Annotated in this window: 14 protein-coding genes and 1 pseudogene; 4 read left to right on the top strand and 11 right to left on the bottom strand. The window is 36.5% G+C overall.

Annotation, left to right across the window (positions count from 1 at the left end; genetic code table 11):
* Window positions 1–169 precede the first annotated feature (169 nt).
* Window positions 170–526, top strand: a pseudogene (locus PQQ29_RS00265) (IS6 family transposase); the annotation flags it as partial.
* A gap of 75 nt (window positions 527–601) precedes the next feature.
* On the top strand, window positions 602–1,282 hold the full coding sequence (locus PQQ29_RS00260) for an IS6 family transposase (protein WP_002389568.1): 681 nt from the start codon (window positions 602–604) through the stop codon (window positions 1,280–1,282).
* 18 nt (window positions 1,283–1,300) lie between these two features.
* Here PQQ29_RS00260 and PQQ29_RS00255 read toward each other — a convergent pair whose 3' ends face one another.
* The 9 genes from PQQ29_RS00255 to cadC form a co-directional block, all read right to left on the bottom strand.
* Window positions 1,301–3,571 carry a VirD4-like conjugal transfer protein, CD1115 family gene (locus PQQ29_RS00255; protein WP_068995967.1) on the bottom strand — a complete coding sequence of 757 codons (2,271 nt, stop codon included), beginning with the start codon at window positions 3,569–3,571 and terminating at the stop codon, window positions 1,301–1,303.
* Between the two features lie 3 nt (window positions 3,572–3,574).
* Complete coding sequence (locus PQQ29_RS00250; RefSeq protein WP_031642452.1) at window positions 3,575–4,126, bottom strand: hypothetical protein; 552 nt, start codon at window positions 4,124–4,126, stop codon at window positions 3,575–3,577.
* 42 nt (window positions 4,127–4,168) lie between these two features.
* Window positions 4,169–6,313 (bottom strand): hypothetical protein, encoded by a 2,145-nt coding sequence (locus tag PQQ29_RS00245; RefSeq protein ID WP_068995968.1) that lies wholly within the window; start codon window positions 6,311–6,313, stop codon window positions 4,169–4,171.
* A 50-nt stretch (window positions 6,314–6,363) separates the two neighbouring features.
* On the bottom strand, window positions 6,364–6,648 hold the full coding sequence (locus PQQ29_RS00240; protein ID WP_068995969.1) for a TrbC/VirB2 family protein: 285 nt from the start codon (window positions 6,646–6,648) through the stop codon (window positions 6,364–6,366).
* A 17-nt stretch (window positions 6,649–6,665) separates the two neighbouring features.
* Complete coding sequence (locus tag PQQ29_RS00235) at window positions 6,666–6,902, bottom strand: hypothetical protein (protein WP_068995970.1); 237 nt, start codon at window positions 6,900–6,902, stop codon at window positions 6,666–6,668.
* A gap of 112 nt (window positions 6,903–7,014) precedes the next feature.
* Entirely contained in the window at window positions 7,015–7,701 is a 687-nt protein-coding gene (locus PQQ29_RS00230) for a class A sortase (RefSeq protein WP_068995971.1), read from the bottom strand.
* 24 nt (window positions 7,702–7,725) lie between these two features.
* The gene (locus PQQ29_RS00225) at window positions 7,726–8,040 is read right to left on the bottom strand and encodes a hypothetical protein (RefSeq protein ID WP_068995972.1); all 315 of its coding nucleotides are present in this window, start codon (window positions 8,038–8,040) and stop codon (window positions 7,726–7,728) included.
* Window positions 8,041–8,417: 377 nt separating this feature from the next.
* Window positions 8,418–10,553, bottom strand: coding sequence for a heavy metal translocating P-type ATPase (locus tag PQQ29_RS00220; protein ID WP_003728466.1), 2,136 nt, complete (start codon window positions 10,551–10,553; stop codon window positions 8,418–8,420).
* Window positions 10,553–10,912, bottom strand: a complete 360-nt coding sequence (cadC, locus tag PQQ29_RS00215; protein WP_003728467.1) for a Cd(II)-sensing metalloregulatory transcriptional repressor CadC — start codon at window positions 10,910–10,912, stop codon at window positions 10,553–10,555. Before cadC ends, PQQ29_RS00220 begins: the two co-directional genes overlap by 1 nt.
* Before the next feature lie 279 nt (window positions 10,913–11,191).
* On the opposite strand from cadC, the gene PQQ29_RS00210 reads away from it, so the two are divergent.
* Window positions 11,192–11,746 carry a recombinase family protein gene (locus tag PQQ29_RS00210; protein WP_003728468.1) on the top strand — a complete coding sequence of 185 codons (555 nt, stop codon included), beginning with the start codon at window positions 11,192–11,194 and terminating at the stop codon, window positions 11,744–11,746.
* Window positions 11,747–11,749: 3 nt separating this feature from the next.
* Entirely contained in the window at window positions 11,750–14,665 is a 2,916-nt protein-coding gene (locus PQQ29_RS00205; protein WP_003728469.1) for a Tn3 family transposase, read from the top strand.
* Window positions 14,666–14,801: 136 nt separating this feature from the next.
* Here the strand turns inward: PQQ29_RS00205 and PQQ29_RS00200 are convergent, their stop codons facing one another.
* Both PQQ29_RS00200 and PQQ29_RS00195 read right to left on the bottom strand, forming a co-directional pair.
* The gene (locus tag PQQ29_RS00200; RefSeq protein WP_058831734.1) at window positions 14,802–17,048 is read right to left on the bottom strand and encodes a heavy metal translocating P-type ATPase; all 2,247 of its coding nucleotides are present in this window, start codon (window positions 17,046–17,048) and stop codon (window positions 14,802–14,804) included.
* Between the two features lie 250 nt (window positions 17,049–17,298).
* A complete protein-coding gene (locus PQQ29_RS00195) occupies window positions 17,299–17,730 on the bottom strand; it encodes a CopY/TcrY family copper transport repressor (RefSeq protein ID WP_002816262.1) in 432 nt (143 codons plus the stop codon).
* Between the last annotated feature and the right edge of the window lie 229 nt (window positions 17,731–17,959).

The following is a 17,959-nucleotide window of genomic DNA, read 5'->3' as shown; positions in this document are numbered from 1 at the left end:
TGTTTATCGTAAATAGAATTTATTTACCCAACTAAGTATACACTTCTTTGTCTTAAATTATCAAATTAAGTGCAACACAGTTTTATAAAAGATTTGGTTCTGTTGCAAATTTTTAAATCTACTGTCAAATAAGATAGAATAATAGAAAAAGATAGCAGGAGGAATGACGATGAATCATTTTAAAGGAAAGCAATTTCAGCAGGATGTGATTATTGTAGCCGTGGGCTACTATCTTCGTTATAACCTTAGCTATCGTGAAGTTCAAGAAATCTTATATGATCGTGGCATTAACGTTTCTCATACGACGATTTATCGTTGGGTGCAAGAATATGGCAAACTACTCTATCAAATTTGGAAAAAGAAAAATAGACAATCCTTCTATTCATGGAAAATGGACGAAACCTATATCAAAATTAAGGGACGTTGGCATTATCTTTATCGTGCAATTGATGCGGACGGCTTAACCTTAGATATCTGGTTACGAAAGAAACGGGATACGCAAGCAGCCTATGCTTTCTTAAAACGGTTCTGTTGCAAAGTTTCCCCTCAGATCCATTATAGGGTAAACTGAGTTTAATAGGAACTAGGAGGAGTAACGAAGATGAACCATTTTAAAGGCAAACAATTTCAGAAAGATGTGATTATTGTCGCTGTAGGCTACTATCTTCGGTACAACCTGAGTTATCGTGACGTCCAAGAAATTCTGTACAACCGTGGTATTAACGTGTCTCACACCACTGTCTATCGTTGGGTACAGGAATATGGGAAACTACTTTACAACATTTGGAAGAGGAAAAACAAACAGTCCATTTATTCGTGGAAAATGGACGAGACCTATATTAAAATCAAAGGAAAATGGCATTATCTTTATCGCGCCATTGATGCAGATGGTCTCACTCTGGATATATGGTTACGGAAAAAGCGAGATACACAAGCAGCTTACGCCTTTCTCAAGAGATTAGTTAAACAGTTCGATGAACCAAGGGTTCTGGTGACCGATAAAGCTCCCTCTATTGCCAGTGCCTTCAAAAAATTACAGGCACACGGGTTTTACCAGCGAACAGAACATCGCACGGTGAAATATCTAAATAACCTCATTGAACAAGATCATCGTCCCATCAAGAGACGAAACAAATTTTATCGAAGCTTACGAACAGCCTCAACCACGATTAAAGGCATGGAAGCCATTCGAGGATTATATAAGAAGAACCGAAAAGAAGGCACTCTCTTCGGGTTTTCAGTCTGCACGGAAATGAAGATATTATTAGGAATACCTGCATAAACTATAGCTAGTGTTAGACTAGTATTGTTCATTTTGGAACTTTGCAACAGAACCCTCATTTAAATATTCATAACGGAATTTCATCGCTGTTGATCCACGATTAAAAATCGGATAAGCTCTTAGGCGATTTCGTTTTCTATCCTGCCGTTTCAACGGTCTTAGGATAACTGATTCTCCTTCTTTCAATTGTAATAATTGAGTTGCATCTAACAGTTGTTTATCATCAGAGCGTTCACTTACATTTGATTTCAAATCACCCTGACCATAACTTTTCTCTTTTCCATATACTGTTTTAGTACCTAACTTCCCACTGATCTCTTTTGCTGTATCTCCACTTGTGGTTAATATATATATATGATTACCACAGTTGGACTTGATTGTTTCAGCTACTTTTTCACCATACTTACTGATAATTTGTGTGTAGTCTTGTACATATAAATCAAAACTAATATTACGACCCAAACAAACAGTTATAATACTTTCCATTCCTTCAATAGCAGGCATATTACCGAATTCATCCAGGATAAAACGAACACGTCGATGACACTTTATTCCGCGAGTCCTTGTCGCATTATCAGCTAAAATAAAATATAACTGACGAACAAAAATGCTCGCAATAACATGATTTGATGCATCATAATCAGGAAGAATCATAAATATAGCTGTCGGCTTGGTTTTGTTAAGCATTTTCACTTGAATCTGTTCGCCCTCACAAGCTGATTCTAGCAATTTTAATTTCATTCCAACATGATATTCAACCTTACCTGTAAATTCATCAATAACGGGCTTGTCGTCTTTCATTACAGGGTTATAGTGAATAGAATAAGTTTCTTTTTTCCACGCATTATCTCCGACTGCTTTCCCTGTAAAATTAATGAATATTTCTAGACAATCTCCTTCTTGAATATCACAGTTAAAACGAAGTAAGCCAACTCCTCTTCGATTAAGTGAAATTTGATCTTGATATATAACTTTTTCGCTTCGTTTAAGTAATAATTTACATCGAGAATTTGGACTGCCAACAATTTCAATTCGTTGTGGGAAACCAACGAGATCTAAGTCTATATCATTTAAAGAGGTCATACGCGCAATATTATCCATAGAAAAAATATTTAGTTTTTCCATAGCTGTTGTATAAATAGATGCACGCGTTTTATCAGTACTAAAATTGGAGGTTGCGTATTGTTTTTTCGCTACATGATTATTAGGAAATTGTTGGAAGAATTCATCTAAAGCATTTGTTTCTACAAGCACCTTTTGATCTTCTACTCTTTCAAACGAACGTTTTACATCACTACCCATGGTGTTAAGCATATATGCTACATTATCCATTGTTACTTTTTCCATTTCATTAGTTCTTGCACATATATCAAGTAATCCTAAAATTAGAGCATTCACTAAAGAAGCAGCACAAGAATTAAAGAAATCATCCGTGCCTCCTTTACCAGCGGTAGCTGCACGATATAAAGAATAAGTAAGACTATTAGTTAATGCTTGAGCCCGTTCAATATCTCCTCGAGTATAATATTGTTTTATTGTTTCTAACAAATTATATGCTACGCCTTCATCTGGCTCTGTCAGATTAAAGGCTAAAACGTCAAAGTTTCTCTTACGAAGTGTTTTATAACTCGCTGTAAAGAGTTCACCCTTTGGATCATTAAGCACCATACTATCTTGCTTTTCGGCACGTGATATATTATCAATTGTTGCAAATACTTCTGTTTCGCCCTTACCTGACCGCGTAGTACCAATAATACAATTATTAGTTGGTGTTGGGTCAATGAATAGTTTATTACGGTAATGACTTATAGGGGTTCCACCATATCCTGGAAATACCAGTCCTTTTTCAGGAACGGCTTGATATATTTCGAATAATTCTGGTATAGTCGTCCACCTGCTATCACCTTTTTTAACCAATTCTTCTGGCTTAACTCTATATTTGTAAAAAGCTTGACGAGTTATCTTAAATGCCTTTATACCGAATATAAAAGACAATATCAGATATATTAAAAATGGAATTGAATGAAAAAAAAGGAATGGTTGAAATAACCATTCCCAATGAAAGGAGATAAATTTAACTTGATCAAATTCAAATATCGAAAGTTTCTGCTCTGAAATAGCTATGAAGTTAGCATAGAAAAATTTGAGTATGCTATTAATAATAATCGTAAATATCAGATATGCACAAATATTATACAAAATAAGCCATTTAAACTGAAGATAGCGATTAGTTTTCTGTTGCTCTAAAGAACGATAGTCCTTATCTTTTCGTTTATTAAAGAACCACATTATTTATCTCCCCAAATTTTGACTGCTAGATGTATAGGAGTTTTGGTTATTATTGCCTATTATTACTTCTTCAAGATTACTTGACGAGATATCGCCTATAACGATATTATTATCAGATTGATTTTCTAAAGACTTTAGCTCACTTCGCTCCAATTCAGCCATATAGATATCATCTATAAAACGTATATACGCTATATCTTTATCTGGGCCATAAGAAATATCTCCATGTTCATGCTCAGTAAATTCAATCTCATTTTCAATATGTTGATCAATTCTATTCACTTGTTCTATTGATAAATTCTCCTTAGCAAGGTTTCTCTCCTGTATAACCTCTTCTTTATAACCCTCATGATAAAATGATTCTAAACTTGACTTTTGTAGCGTGCTTATCCCTTTATAATCGATTTGACTATTAAAATATTTCTTTTCCTTGATAGTTAAACCTTCATAGAATTTTATACAGTTCTTAAATTTTTCTGTTCGGTGAAGCCCTCTTCTTATTCTCTTTATTGCTTCATATTTTTCAAGTTGTTCTAAACTATCATATAATGTCATATATGTTCTCTCCTCCTTATTTACTGGTTTTTCTTATACAATTTAAGATTCCTCTGACATACTTTTTTCTTTGATAGTTTTTGCCAATGTTGCACTCTTTAATTTATTTTGGATTTCTGTTGCCTCTTGTAATTTATTAGTTTGGACATAGGCATTTCCTATCGCTTCCAATTGTTCACTTGTGTAGGAAATGGTAGGATTCTCTTCATAAAATTGAATTTGCTTATGCAAATCTCGACTCAGTATAGCTTCATCAAGCGCACCATATGAAGTCTTAAACACTTCATTAAATCGCTTCAGCGCAGTCACATCTTTAAGTTCAAAAATAGTTGATTCAATTTGGTTTCTACTATCGGGATATAATTGAGCTGCTTTAATGAACTCTTTTTGATTCAGCAAAGCATCCAAGCTCGGATTTTCTTCACTATATGTTACTTTTTCCGGCTGAACTTGCGTAGATATTTGTTCTTTTGCCACTGCTGTATCTTTGTTTTCAGGCATATATTTTAATCCGAATAAAATGCCTAGACCTAGAACAGTGGCACAAAGAATAGCTGTGATACTAAGAATGACTGTTTTAAGAATAGAACTATTTTTCTCTTTTATTTCTGAAACATTTTTTCTATCTCCAGGAACCATCCATTTTGACATTTGTTCTACTAACTGAATTGCATTATTATATTCTTCTTTCGAACGTTGAATTTCATGCTTCATTTGCTCTACAGTTTGTCTTTCATTTGCTAATTGTTTTCTTTCCTCAAGTTCTTTTTCTTGTTCCATCTGTTTCATACGTAGCTCACGCTCCATACTTACGTATTTTTCATCACTTTCCGACTCATATCGTAGTTTAATCTCTTCTAATTCATGTTTGGCTGATTCGTCAAGAACTGGATGGAGTTCCTGGATCATTTTGTCAATTCGTTCTTTTTCCTCTTCTGCTAAACTATATAAGTATTTCTGTAATTCCGTATGATTACTATTATTTTTTTGTTGCATAACTATAGAAATGCTCTGATTAGCTTCCTTACTTTTTTGAGTCATCTGATAAGAATGATTACTGATCACTTGATTTTTCTTTTCTTGGAGTTCTTTTTCTAATTTTTCTAAGGCTTTTGCAGTTAAATCATGCAATGTGTTGGTATACTTTTTTTCTATTTCTAAAGCAGCTTGCTGATATTTTTGCTTTTCTATTTCTAATGCCTGTTCTTTTTCCAGTGTTTTTTCGTTTGTTACTTCTTCTTTTTTCAACTTTATTTTTTCTGTATATACTTCATCCAGTTTTTTTAGTTCTTCTTCTTTATGTCGTTCTTCAAGTTTTTGTTTTTCTTCTTCTGCTGCTTGAAGTATCTCTTTTTCTTCGATAAAATTATGTTCTAACTGGATTTCTTTTTCCATCATTTTTTTCTTAATGATGTTAATACTTTTCTGTACTTCATTTTGTTCTGCCTTCTTTTTATGTTTTTCAAAAATATTACTTACTTCTTCGTTAGAAAGATACGTAGAAAAAATATGATTGAGCTTTTCATCTAAGCCAGAGAATCGTTTATATAATCCATCTGTATTAACCTTAACAACGTCTTTGTTAAAAGGCTGTTCATCACTAGTGTGAATATCTTCCAAAGATAAATTAAAATCTTCGTCAGTATCAACCTCATAATAAACATCTGGCTCTATTTCTTCATTTTCTTCCACAATTTCTTCTCTTGGTTCTTCTATAGAAATATCAGGTAGTATTTCAATGGTTGGTTGATTTTCTTCCATGTGATTAATATAGGCCTGTTCTGATTTCATAAAATAAAAATTTTCTTCATTCTCTAGTACCCACTGCCTAGGATTCTCATATTCTTTTTCTTTAGCTTCATATCGTAGAGGTAAAATATTAAGTACTCTATTCGCTTCATCTTCATTAAGTGAGTTTCTTACACCTTCTTCAATAATTTCTAGGAGAGGTAAGCTTTCTTCGAGCTGTCCAATATTAAACCTAAAGGTAAAGATTTCTCCTTTTTTAGTTTGAAGCTTCCATTCCATTTCAACTATCTCACCAAAATTTAATTGCTCTAGCATGCATTCTGCATATAGTATAGCTTCCTGAAGACGCATATTTTGCAGTTCCTCAAATGGTTCTTCTGTTGATAAATGTACAGGTTGTAAATAACTCACATAACTTTTCTTTCCTATAAGTGCCATAGCTATCCTCCTTTTTAATATAAAAAAAGAAGAGAAATAAATCTCTCTTCTTAAAATTTAATTGTTGCTGCATACGTATTAATTAGTGCTGTACAACTTGAAATAATAAACACACCAATTAAAATACCAAGAATCCAGCCCTTTGCCGAACGCTTCATATCATCACCCATCATAAATAAAGCTCCTGCCAGCAACAAACAAAGAATAGCTGCTACAATTAATAGTGGCTGAAACTTAGATGTTAAGTTGTTAATAGCGTTAATCGCATTGCTAAACCAATCCATTGCTAATAATCGTGAATAATAGTCTAAAATTACATTTTTCCAAACTGACATAAATAAAAACTCCCTTTTTATTGTGATTTGTGTTCTTGCTTAGGTTGATCTGACTTGAAACTTTTCTGTGAACTTGTTCTTTGATCATGCGTTTCGATAACTTGGATTACGTGCTTGGAGTTTTGTAACACAAAATTTTGATATCCTTGAAGTAGGATATCTTCACGCCATTTTTTTGGATCTACTCCAACTTGTACCATGAGTGCTTCTGCCATTTGTTTCATAAATTTAGCTTGTTCTGTAGAATTTATCATATATTTTAGCTCCTCTCTTTTAAATTTCCGTATAGACAATTTTCATACGGATAAAAAGACTATTAAAAATAATTAATAGCCTTTTTATCCGTAACAAAAAACCCTATCTTAACTAGATAGGGTTTGCTGTTACTATGATTCTTTTAGAAGTAGTTCTTTCAGTAGAACAAGTTATTAAAGTAAGTTTTCTAATATCTGTATTTTCCAAAACGGTTGTTTGGTTCTTATTAACTTCTTCTATGCTTTTAACACTATAAGTTATTTTTTTCTGACCCTTATCCGTTTTTTGGTAGATATATATTTTATCCCCCTTTTTTAATTTAGGAACATCTGAAAAAAGTACTCCAGATTGTCCCATATTATGGCCAAGTAGCACATAGTTTCCATCTGTTAAAGACTGATATTCCCGAAAAGTAGTAGCCCCGACTTTCAAATTAGAATTATTTGTTCCTTCAATAACTGGTAAAGAAAGAGCAATACTTGGGATTTCAATAATTCCAACACTATTAGAAGCTATATTCATTTCCTCTTTACTTCCTTGAAATGAAATAAAGTCCTTCCAAGACAGCCTTTCCACATCACTTCTGGTCTTATTATCCGTTTTGATAACGTTTTTTATCCTATCTTTATTGTAAGCAACTGAAATATTTTTGGCTGTTTGTTGACTTACTTGTTTCATTTCCTGATTATGCACTATTGTCTTATATAAAAAGAGAACTATTAGACAACAAAATATACTAACGCCTACATACATGCATTTTTTGTAGTGTGGCTTTCTTCTGTGAGTAAATTTAACCATAAATACCTCCCTCAGCTACATCTATTAATGGATAAACTTTCTGATTTCACGTTTTTGTTCATGCTTAATTACAATACTAGCGCTTAAGTCCCTGCAGCCAGGGCCATGAACAACCTCTATAACAGCTTTTTCAGGTATTTTCATAGTAGTCCATACAACTTTATTTTTAGTTACTGTGCGCTTTATTAAGATGTTTTTTCCTTTTTCTTGTTTATCAATTAACCATTTTTTGATTCCTCTTCCAACATTTTTAACACTAATCTCTTTTTCTTCCCTTTCCAAATCATTTAGATTAATGTACATTGCTTTTTTACTACCAATCTTAACTAAATATTCCATTAATGTGATATCCTTCCACAAAAAAAACACCCCAATCAGGGTGTTTTTTCACTTATTTTTGTTCATAAACTCTGTTATTTCCATTGTATCCAATAATTATTTTACCATTTTCTTTGTTAACTTCTATACCTTCCGATTCACCTTTAAGAGATAAATATTCTTGACCTAAGACCTTGCCATTTTCGTTGATTTTTGTTATTAAATTGTTGGTATAGAAATAGATAACTCCATCGTAATAAGCTATCCCTTGTGGGGGTCCCGAGCGCCAACGGGGAATTTGTATCGATAAGGAGATTTCCTTTGATCTCACCTGTTATTTTGTACAATAAGGAATGCTTTCAGAATAATTCAAAAAACCAACTAGACAATAGCGGTAATTAATCTTTCACTTTCATTAATCGTAAGCCATTTAACGTGACTAAAAGAGTCGCACCCATATCCGCCATAATTGCAATCCATAATGTTAACCACCCTGGAATGACTAGCAAAAGAGCAATCAGTTTGATGACCAAGGAAAATGTGATATTTTGCTTAATAATTTGGAGTGTTTTTCTACTCAACTTTACCGTGAAAGGTAATTTTTGTAAGTCGTCTCCCATTAAGGCAACATCAGCTGTTTCAATGGCTGTGTCAGTTCCAGCTCCGCCCATTGCAATTCCAACCGTGGCCGCTGCTAGGGCTGGCGCATCATTAATACCGTCTCCAACCATGGCCACTTTACCAAAGTTTATTTTCAACTGTTTAATGTAATCTAGTTTATCTTGGGGCATTAACTCACCTTCTATTTCAGAAACACCCACCTGTTGGCCAATTGCTTGCGCTGTGGCTTGGTTATCGCCAGTCAACATAATAGTTTTTTCAATCCCCAGCTCATGAAGTCGTTTAATAACATGTTGACTGGATGACCTAACCTCGTCAGCAACTGCCACTATAGAAATCAGTTTCTGATTTGTTCCAAAAAGCATAGCAGTCTTCCCTTTAAGTTGTAAGTCACTCACTTGTCGATGAATGGAGTCAGTAAATTGCGATGCTAGTAATTCCTTAAATAGAACGGGACTTCCAACATAATAGGTGTTACCATCTACAGTTCCTCTAATCCCTTTTCCTGTGATGGATGTAAAATCGTTCACATTAATACTAGTTAAATCCATTTCTCTCGTTTCTCCATACTTAATAATGGCTGAAGCAAGGGGGTGTTGAGATAATTGTTCCAGTGCTGCCATGATGATATAGTTTTTATTATGTTGAATGTTTGTGGCTTCTGTTAGTTCAATATAATCAGTGACCACCGGCACACCTTTTGTCAAGGTACCAGTTTTATCGAACGCAATGGCTTTTAGCCCACCAATTTCTTCTAAATACACACCACCTTTTACCAATACGCCATTTTTAGCTGCATTTCCAATGGCGGTGACGATGGCAACAGGAGTTGAAACAACTAAGGCGCAAGGACACCCAACCACTAATACAGATAACCCTTGATACACCCACGTTTCCCAGTTTCCACCAAACAGCAATGGCGGTACTGTTGCAATCAGTGCGGCGATCACAATAATGGCTGGCGTATAATATTTAGCAAATGTATCAACAAATGCTTGAGCTGGAGCACGTTCACCTTGTGCCTCCTCAACTAAGTGAATAATTTTTGAAATCGTGGTATCTTCTACTCGTTTTGTGACCGCAACTTCAAGCAATCCTTCTTCATTTAACGTTCCAGCAAAAACGGAATCATCGATGTTTTTTTCAACAGGAATAGATTCACCAGTAATCGCTGCTTGATTGACGGCTGAATAACCTTTCACAACGTGACCATCCATCGCAATTTTTTGACCAGGTTTTATAATCATAATGTCGCCAATTTGAATGTCATCTACATGAACCATTCTGTCGGTGCCCGAGCGTCTCACAAGTGCTTCTTTTGGCGCAATATCCATTAGGGAACGAATAGATTGTCGTGCCTTATCCATCGAGTAACGCTCAAGCGCCTCGCTTACTGCGAATAGAATCACCACAATGGATCCTTCTGCCCATTCACCAATGAAAGCAGCTCCAATAATAGCTATTGTCATCAGTGTCTCCATTGTAAATTCAAACTTCAATAAATTTTTGAATCCTTCCTTAAAGAGAGAATAGCCTCCTATGAAAATTGCAAAAATAAATAGTGCATTAGTAAGATAAAAGTCCTCCCCATTCATGATCTGTGACGCATACCCCACTGCAATAAATAATCCAGAAAGCAATAATCGCCAATTTTTTCTAATAAACGATTGATGGTCAGTAAAGTGCTCTGGATCAGTAAAAGATTCTTTCTCTGGAATGATTTTCAAGTGTTCAAATGCTCCAGCCTGTTCAACTTGTTGAATACTTGCTTCACCTGTTACCGTGATTTTTGATGCGCCAAAGTTTACAATAGCTTCTGTTACACCCTCAATTTCTTTTACATTCCGTTCAAATTTGGCCGCACAATTTGTACAGCTTAATCCATCAACTCTATAAACAGTCTTTTCTGCCATTAGACTCCCACTCCTTCAAAATTAAGTAATATAAGTTTTATCCGATCTCTAACCCTTTCATTCGCAAGAGAATAATAAACAAGCTTTCCATCTTTTCGATAGTTCGCAATCCCTTGCTTCTTTAAAAAGCGTAAATGGTGGGACGTAGCGGCAACTGTTGCTTCGACAATATTAGCTAGATCGCATACACAAAGTTCATTTTCTGTCAGTAATGCATACACAATTTTAACCCTTGTTTCATCAGACAGAATTTTAAATATTTGACTGATAGTTGTAACTTCTACGGTTTCCAGTCCAGTCTTCACCCGTTTTACTTTTTCTTCATCAATACAAGTAATTTCGCAAATATCTACAGTCATATTCAGTTTCTCCTTCCAACACTCAAAGAGACACTTGAATGTTTATAGGGGTGATTATACTCTGTTCCAATCTGATAGTCAAGTGTTCGTTTGAATAACAATTGACTATTATAACCAGTACCTTAAATGGTCGTTTATGGCACTTTTTGAATTCATCTGTTTTTCATCCGTTTGAGCCCTAAACCAGGTACCAAAACTCGTTCTTTTTTCAAAGTGCCTATATGGTAATTATTGATGAGTTATGGTACATTTAAGTCATTAATAGTAAGGAGGCTTTTTATGATTTTTGGCTATGCTCGAGTGAGTACAGAGGATCAAAATTTGAATTTGCAAATTGATGCACTCACCCAACACGGTATCGATAAACTATTCCAAGAAAAGGTGACGGGTTCAAAACGAGACCGTCCACAATTGGAAGACATGATAAAGGGGTTACGTGAAGGTGACTCAGTGGTTATTTATAAACTTGATCGAATTTCACGTTCAACTAAACATTTGATTGAGCTTTCAGAAACGTTTGAAGAGCTTGGGGTTAATTTTATCTCTATTCAAGATAACGTTGATACCTCTACTTCTATGGGAAGATTCTTTTTCCGAGTCATGGCTAGTTTAGCAGAGTTGGAACGTGATATTACAATTGAAAGAACCAAATCAGGTCTTGAAGCAGCAAGAGCACGTGGAAAAAAAGGGGGGCGACCAAGTAAAGCCAGTCAATCAATTGAGTTGGCTTTGAAAATGTACGATAGTAAGGAATATTCAATTAATCAGATTCTTGATGCCTCTAAACTAAGCAAAACAACCCTATACCGCTATCTTAATGGAAGGAAAAACTAACTTATGGCATTAAAGAAAATTTTAACAGCAGCACAGCGGGAGCAACTTCTTTCTGTCGATCACTTATCTGAAGAGGATTTTCAAGCTTATTTCAGTTTCTCTGACTCTGATTTAGATATCATCAACCAACACAGAGGGGATATCAATAAGTTAGGGTTTGCCATTCAGCTCTGCTTGGCACGATACCCTGGGTGTTCGTTGAGTAACTGGTCCATCCAATCAGACCGTTTAATCTCTTATGTAAGGCGCCAGTTACATCTTGACTCAATTGAACTGGCCTTATACGCCCATAGGAACACACGTGCCAATCACTTTAATGAGATATTAGAAACATTTAGGTATCAGCGTTTTGGAAGTGTCGACACACGCAATCAATTAATAGCATTTCTTATTAAGCTGGCATTAGAAAATGATGACTCTACCTATCTCATGAAAAAAACATTAGGCTTCCTCACCCAAAATCGAATTATTTTTCCATCGATAGCGACACTAGAAGACATTATCAGCCATTGTCGTGATAAGGCTGAAAGCACACTGTTTTCAATTCTTCTGGATTCACTAACAGAAACACAAATCGAGAAATTAGATGAGTTGTTTCTAGTATATAAAGAAACGAAGATGACTAAACTCGCCTGGTTAAAAGATATCCCTGGCAAAGCCAATCCAGAGAGTTTTATGACCATTTGCAAAAAAGTTGAGACGATTACGGTTCTTGAACTAGGAACAATCAATGTGTCGCATATTCACCGAAATAGATTTCTTCAGTTAGCACGATTAGGTGATAATTACGATGCCTATGATTTTTCTCGTTTTGAATTCGAAAAAAAGTATTCCTTACTCATTGCTTTTTTAGTGGATCATCATCAGTATCTGATCGATCTGCTCATTGAAATTAATGACCGGATTTTAGCGGGGATTAAACGAAAAGGGATGCACGATTCGCAAGAACTGTTGAAAGAGAAAGGGAAGTTGGCGACTGAAAAATTAGAACATTATGCGTCTCTGATTGATGCACTTCATTTTGCAAAAGACAACGACAGTAATCCTTTTGACGAAATAGAACGAGTTATCCCCTGGCATGACTTAATCCAAGATGGAGAAGACGCTAAACGAATTACTGGTAAGAAAAATCACGGATATTTAGAAATGGTGAGAAATAAAGCCACTTACCTTAGAAGATATACCCCAATGCTTTTAAAAATACTCTCGTTTAAAGCAACCTCATCTGCACAACCAATTCTTACAGCGCTTACTCAAATAAATGAGTTAAAAAACGATGGTAAACGGAAAATACCAGCAAACACATCCATTGAATTTGTGAGTAAAAAATGGGAACGTCTTGTTCAACCTGAAGAAGGAAAAATAGACCGATCCTTCTACGAGTTGGTAGCGTTCACAGAGTTAAAAAATAATATTAGATCAGGAAATATTTCGGTAGAAGGAAGCTTAGCCCATCGAAACATTGATGATTACTTAATCAGTTCCGATGCTTGCGTTAACTCACTCACTATTCCAGATACATTTGATGATTATTTGACTTCTAGGGGCGCAATATTGGACTCACAACTACAATATTATTCGAATTCTGGCAAAAGTTCAGCCAAAATGGTGCTAAAAAAATTGGAGAAAGTTACACCAGATGAAGCAGAGGAATATAGAAAAAAACTTTATTCAATGATTCCCAAAATAAGATTAAGTGACCTATTAATAGAAGTGGATAGCTGGACTCAATTTTCGCAAGAATTTATCCATGATTCAACTGGAAATCCGCCAAATGAACGAGAAAAGAAAATTGTTTTTGCCACTTTATTAGGATTAGGAATGAATATTGGGCTTGAGAAAATGGCCCAATCCACCCCCGGAATTACTTATCCTCAATTGGCGAATACTAAACAATGGCGGTTTTATAAAGAAGCCTTAACCTGTGCCCAATCTATTTTGGTTAATTTTCAATTAGGAATTCCTATAGCTGATTTTTGGGGAGAAGGTAAAACGAGTGCTTCCGATGGAATGCGTGTACCAGTAGGTGTATCCGCCATTAAGGCTGACGTGAATCCACATTATAAAAGCTTAGAGAAAGGCGCCACAATGATTCGGTCAATCAATGACAGAAATACCTCACATCATGTTGAAGTTGTTTCGACCAACACGAGAGAAGCGACTCATACATTAGATGGCTTGCTTTACCACGAAACAGATTTAGATATTGAAGAACACTTCACTGACACAAATGGTTATACAGATCAAGTGTTTGGTATGACGGCTTTACTAGGGTTTCATTTTGAACCCCGTATTAGGAATATAAAAAAGTCTCAATTATTTTCTATAAAGCCAACTTCAGAATACCCTGATTTATTAGGGCTCATCAGTGGTAGGATCAATATAAAAACCATTGATGAAAGTTACGAAGAAATTAAACGAATCGCTTATTCCATTCAAACTGGTAAAGTCTCAAGTTCGCTAATTTTAGGAAAGCTAGGTTCTTACGCACGAAAAAATAAGGTAGCTACCGCTTTAAGAGAATTGGGACGGATTGAGAAGAGTATTTTCATGATAGATTATGTGACAGATGATAGCTTAAGACGTAAGATTACCCATGGTTTGAATAAAACGGAAGCCGTAAATGCTTTGGCAAGAGAACTATTTTTTGGTCGCCGAGGTAAATTCATGGAACGTGATATTCGTCGGCAACTTCAAAGTGCAAGTGCACTAAATGTTTTAATAAATGCTATTAGTATATGGAACGCCGTCTATTTACAAGAAGCCTATGATTATCTAGTGAAAATAGATCCAGAAGTAACCAACTATATGAACCATATTTCTCCTATTAATTGGGAGCATATTACGTTTCTTGGTGAATACAAATTTGATTTGTTATCTATTCCCAAGAGGTTGAGAAAATTAAACATAGAAAAATAGAGAGTCGTCAAACGTTGATATTACGGGAATTTGTAATCCTTATCGATACAAATTTCCCGTAGGCGCTTGGGACCCCATAAAGAGGAGAAAGGCCAGACTACCAGCTGATCTTTCTCCTCTTTTTGTCATCACTTAATTACACGTTTTTAATCTTTTCACCAGTCAATCCCATCGCATTAATTGCCACGATAATTGTCGACATCGCCATGACCGCAGCACCAACGGCTGGGTCTAGAATGATTCCAATAAATGACAACACACCGGCAGCGAGTGGAATTGCGACAATATTGTAGCCTGCTCCCCACCAGAGATTTTGAACCATTTTCCGATTTGTGATTTTAGCCAAATCAAGAAAATGTAAAATATCGCTGGGTTCTGATTTAACCAACACAACATCAGCGGAATCAATGGCAACATCGGTTCCGGCGCCAATTGCAATTCCAATATCGGCCGCGGCAAGACTTGGTGCGTCATTTACGCCGTCACCAACCATGATGACGTGATTGCCCTTTGCTTGATAATCAGCAATAATCTTTTGCTTATCATCTGGTAATAGGCCTGCATGAAATTCAGTCAATCCTAGTAAGTTAGCAACGTGTTCCGCGGCTTTTGGATTATCGCCAGTGAGCATTACGGGGGTAATTCCTCGCCTCTGAAGACCACTAATTAATTCCTTAGCACCCGCTTTGATGGTGTCGCCTTCAGCAACCATTCCTTGAACTTGGGTGCCCTGCAATAGGAAGCTGACGGAATTACCCTTAGCAGCCCATTTATCAGCAGCGGCCTCGTCAAACCTGATCCCTTGCTTCGTTAAATAGTTACCATTAACAATCGTATAGTCAGTGCCATCAACATTACCGGAAATACCAACGCCCGGAATATTTTGAGACTTTTCAGCCGCAACGACTTCAATGTCCTTCGCTTGGGCTTCAGTAATGATTGCTTGGGCCAGCGGATGAGTCGAATTATTTTCAAGGGCGGCCAGTCGGCTTAATAACGTTGTTTCGTCAATCCCATCATTTGGAATCAATGCATTCACCGTAAATTTACCTTCTGTTAACGTGCCAGTTTTATCCAAGAGAACGTGGCTAACATGTTGACTTGCTTCAATGGCTTGGCGATTTCGAACTAATAGCCCATTTTGAGCGCCAATCGTAGTAGAACGAGAAACCACTAATGGAATCGCTAATCCTAATGCATGCGGGCAAGCAATCACGAAGACGGTCACCATGATCGTCATTGCAGTCGCCAATCCCTGGGGTAACCAGGCAAAGAAAGCAATAATCCCAACACCAAATGCCGCGTAAAATAGATACTTGGCAACTAAATCAGCTTTATCTTCTGCTTTAGATTTAGCTTGCTGGGCATTTTGAACCATTTTCATTACTTGAGAAAGATAGCCGGAGTCACCAGTACCACTAATTTTAACCGTTAGCGTCCCGTTATTGTTGGTTGCACCACCAATGACCTTATCGCCAACGTTCTTGGTAACGGCAGCAGATTCACCGGTTACCAGTGCTTCATTCACGGTCGACTCCCCAGCCGTAATAACACCATCGGCTGGAATACTCTCACCTGAACGCACTTGGAAAACTTGACCAACTTTTAAATCAGATACTGGCACTTCTTTTGTTTCACCATTATCTGTAACTAGATGGGCCGTCTTAGGCAACAGGGCCGCCATCTTTTGTAAGGCATCCCCAGCCCCCATCAATGCATTCATTTCAATCCAGTGTCCTAGAAGCATAATTAAAATCAGGGTTGCAAGTTCGAACGAAAAATCCATTACATGATTTGCCGGGTTCAAGAAGTTGTTGGCAATAAATGCGTACAAACTGTAGAAATACGAAACGGAAATTCCAAGGGTTACTAGCGTCATCATTTCAGGAGATTTATCTTGAATTTCCGCTTTAGCCCCCTTTAAAAATGGCATTCCGCCATAAAAGTAAAGTGCTGTATCAAACAAAACGATGATAATGCCAACAATTAGCGGTGAACTGAAACTAAGGATGGAAACGTTTAAACCCATGATTGGTGCTAACAGTAAAACTGGAATCGCTAAGACAACGGAGACCCAAAATTTAACTTTCAAATTCCCCATATGCATCATTGAGCCACCGTGCATCATCATGTCGGTCCCAGCCATATCCATATCACCGTGATTCATCCCACTCATATTCATAGTTTCGTGATTCATGTTCATTTGGCTGTGATCCATTTCGGCCATATCGTGGTCCATGTTCATTTGATTATGATCCGTTTCGGTCATATCGTGATCCATTTTCATGTCATCATGATCCATATGACTCATATTTGATTCATTATTTCCCATATTCTTAGCACTCATGTTTTTCATGTTCATATGGTCCTCTTTATTTGCCATGATTATCGACCCCCTAAAAATAAGTGTGCGTAGCAAAGCGGTTAGAAGCCGGAATATAAGTTCCTTGTGTGGAAATCCCCGGGCTCGGGATTTTTCCACCAGGTTCTTATATTTAGGCTTCTGCTTTGCGGAGCACCATGCCACTATATGAATGAGAATTACGACAAAAATTCATAAGTTTCCGCCATCAGAAATCCCAGATTCTGGATTTTTGTGCAGCAATCCTAAAAGTAAACAGAACACCACAGTCTTAACACGTTTGATCACCTGGCAAGCAGTTACACTGAACTTCCTCGGGCGCTGTTTTGGCCTTTTCAGCTAGAATCGCCTGTAAGTTCGCAATATCCGCCCGTGAGAGTTCCCTTGACTGAATAACGCCGGCAATTGTTGAACCAGCCCGCATCGCACACATATGGTCAAACAAATCATCTGCCGCTGCCGCCATTGATTCCTTCTCGCCAACAACCGGCTTATACGTGAATGGTCGACTGCCGCCATGCTGCGCAACCGCCTGTTTTTGAATCAACCTGTGAAGTAGCGTTTTGGTTGTTGAAGCTGACCAGCCTTCTAATTCGTTCATAGCATCGATTAGTTCACGACTAGTCGCATGTCCCATTGTCCAAATTGCTCTCATAACCATCCATTCAGAATCGGTGATGGTTACATTCTTTGCATCCTTCAATTGGCTTCCTCCATTAATTGAATTCTAAGTTTACGTTTGTAGCCTCTTAACACTTATTAGTTTACAACCGTAGTCACAATAATGCAACCTTTCTGCCAGAAAATACCATTACATTAAAAAAACGCCTAGATAATATTCCAGGCATGGTTTGATACGATATGTTAAATTAATGATCTGGGAATTTTTGGTTTTCTTGTTAGTATGGTGAAATGCCTCTTAGAACCTGTCT

Origin of the sequence: Listeria innocua (genome assembly GCF_028596125.1) — a bacterium.
GTDB classification, from domain to species: Bacteria; Bacillota; Bacilli; order Lactobacillales; family Listeriaceae; genus Listeria; species Listeria innocua.
Note: the sequence above shows the minus strand (reverse complement) of the source record. Positions and strands in the feature narration are given on the sequence as shown.

Coding starts and splice junctions, on each gene's coding strand:
- PQQ29_RS00210 (WP_003728468.1), top strand. CDS start 11,192: ATGATTTTTGGCTATGCTCGAGTGAGTACAGAGGATCAAAATTTGAAT.
- PQQ29_RS00250 (WP_031642452.1), bottom strand. CDS start 4,126: ATGACATTATATGATAGTTTAGAACAACTTGAAAAATATGAAGCAATA.
- PQQ29_RS00260 (WP_002389568.1), top strand. CDS start 602: ATGAACCATTTTAAAGGCAAACAATTTCAGAAAGATGTGATTATTGTC.
- cadC (WP_003728467.1), bottom strand. CDS start 10,912: ATGACTGTAGATATTTGCGAAATTACTTGTATTGATGAAGAAAAAGTA.
- PQQ29_RS00225 (WP_068995972.1), bottom strand. CDS start 8,040: ATGGAATATTTAGTTAAGATTGGTAGTAAAAAAGCAATGTACATTAAT.
- PQQ29_RS00205 (WP_003728469.1), top strand. CDS start 11,750: ATGGCATTAAAGAAAATTTTAACAGCAGCACAGCGGGAGCAACTTCTT.
- PQQ29_RS00240 (WP_068995969.1), bottom strand. CDS start 6,648: ATGTCAGTTTGGAAAAATGTAATTTTAGACTATTATTCACGATTATTA.
- PQQ29_RS00235 (WP_068995970.1), bottom strand. CDS start 6,902: ATGATAAATTCTACAGAACAAGCTAAATTTATGAAACAAATGGCAGAA.
- PQQ29_RS00255 (WP_068995967.1), bottom strand. CDS start 3,571: ATGTGGTTCTTTAATAAACGAAAAGATAAGGACTATCGTTCTTTAGAG.
- PQQ29_RS00220 (WP_003728466.1), bottom strand. CDS start 10,553: ATGGCAGAAAAGACTGTTTATAGAGTTGATGGATTAAGCTGTACAAAT.
- PQQ29_RS00245 (WP_068995968.1), bottom strand. CDS start 6,313: ATGGCACTTATAGGAAAGAAAAGTTATGTGAGTTATTTACAACCTGTA.
- PQQ29_RS00230 (WP_068995971.1), bottom strand. CDS start 7,701: ATGGTTAAATTTACTCACAGAAGAAAGCCACACTACAAAAAATGCATG.
- PQQ29_RS00200 (WP_058831734.1), bottom strand. CDS start 17,048: ATGGCAAATAAAGAGGACCATATGAACATGAAAAACATGAGTGCTAAG.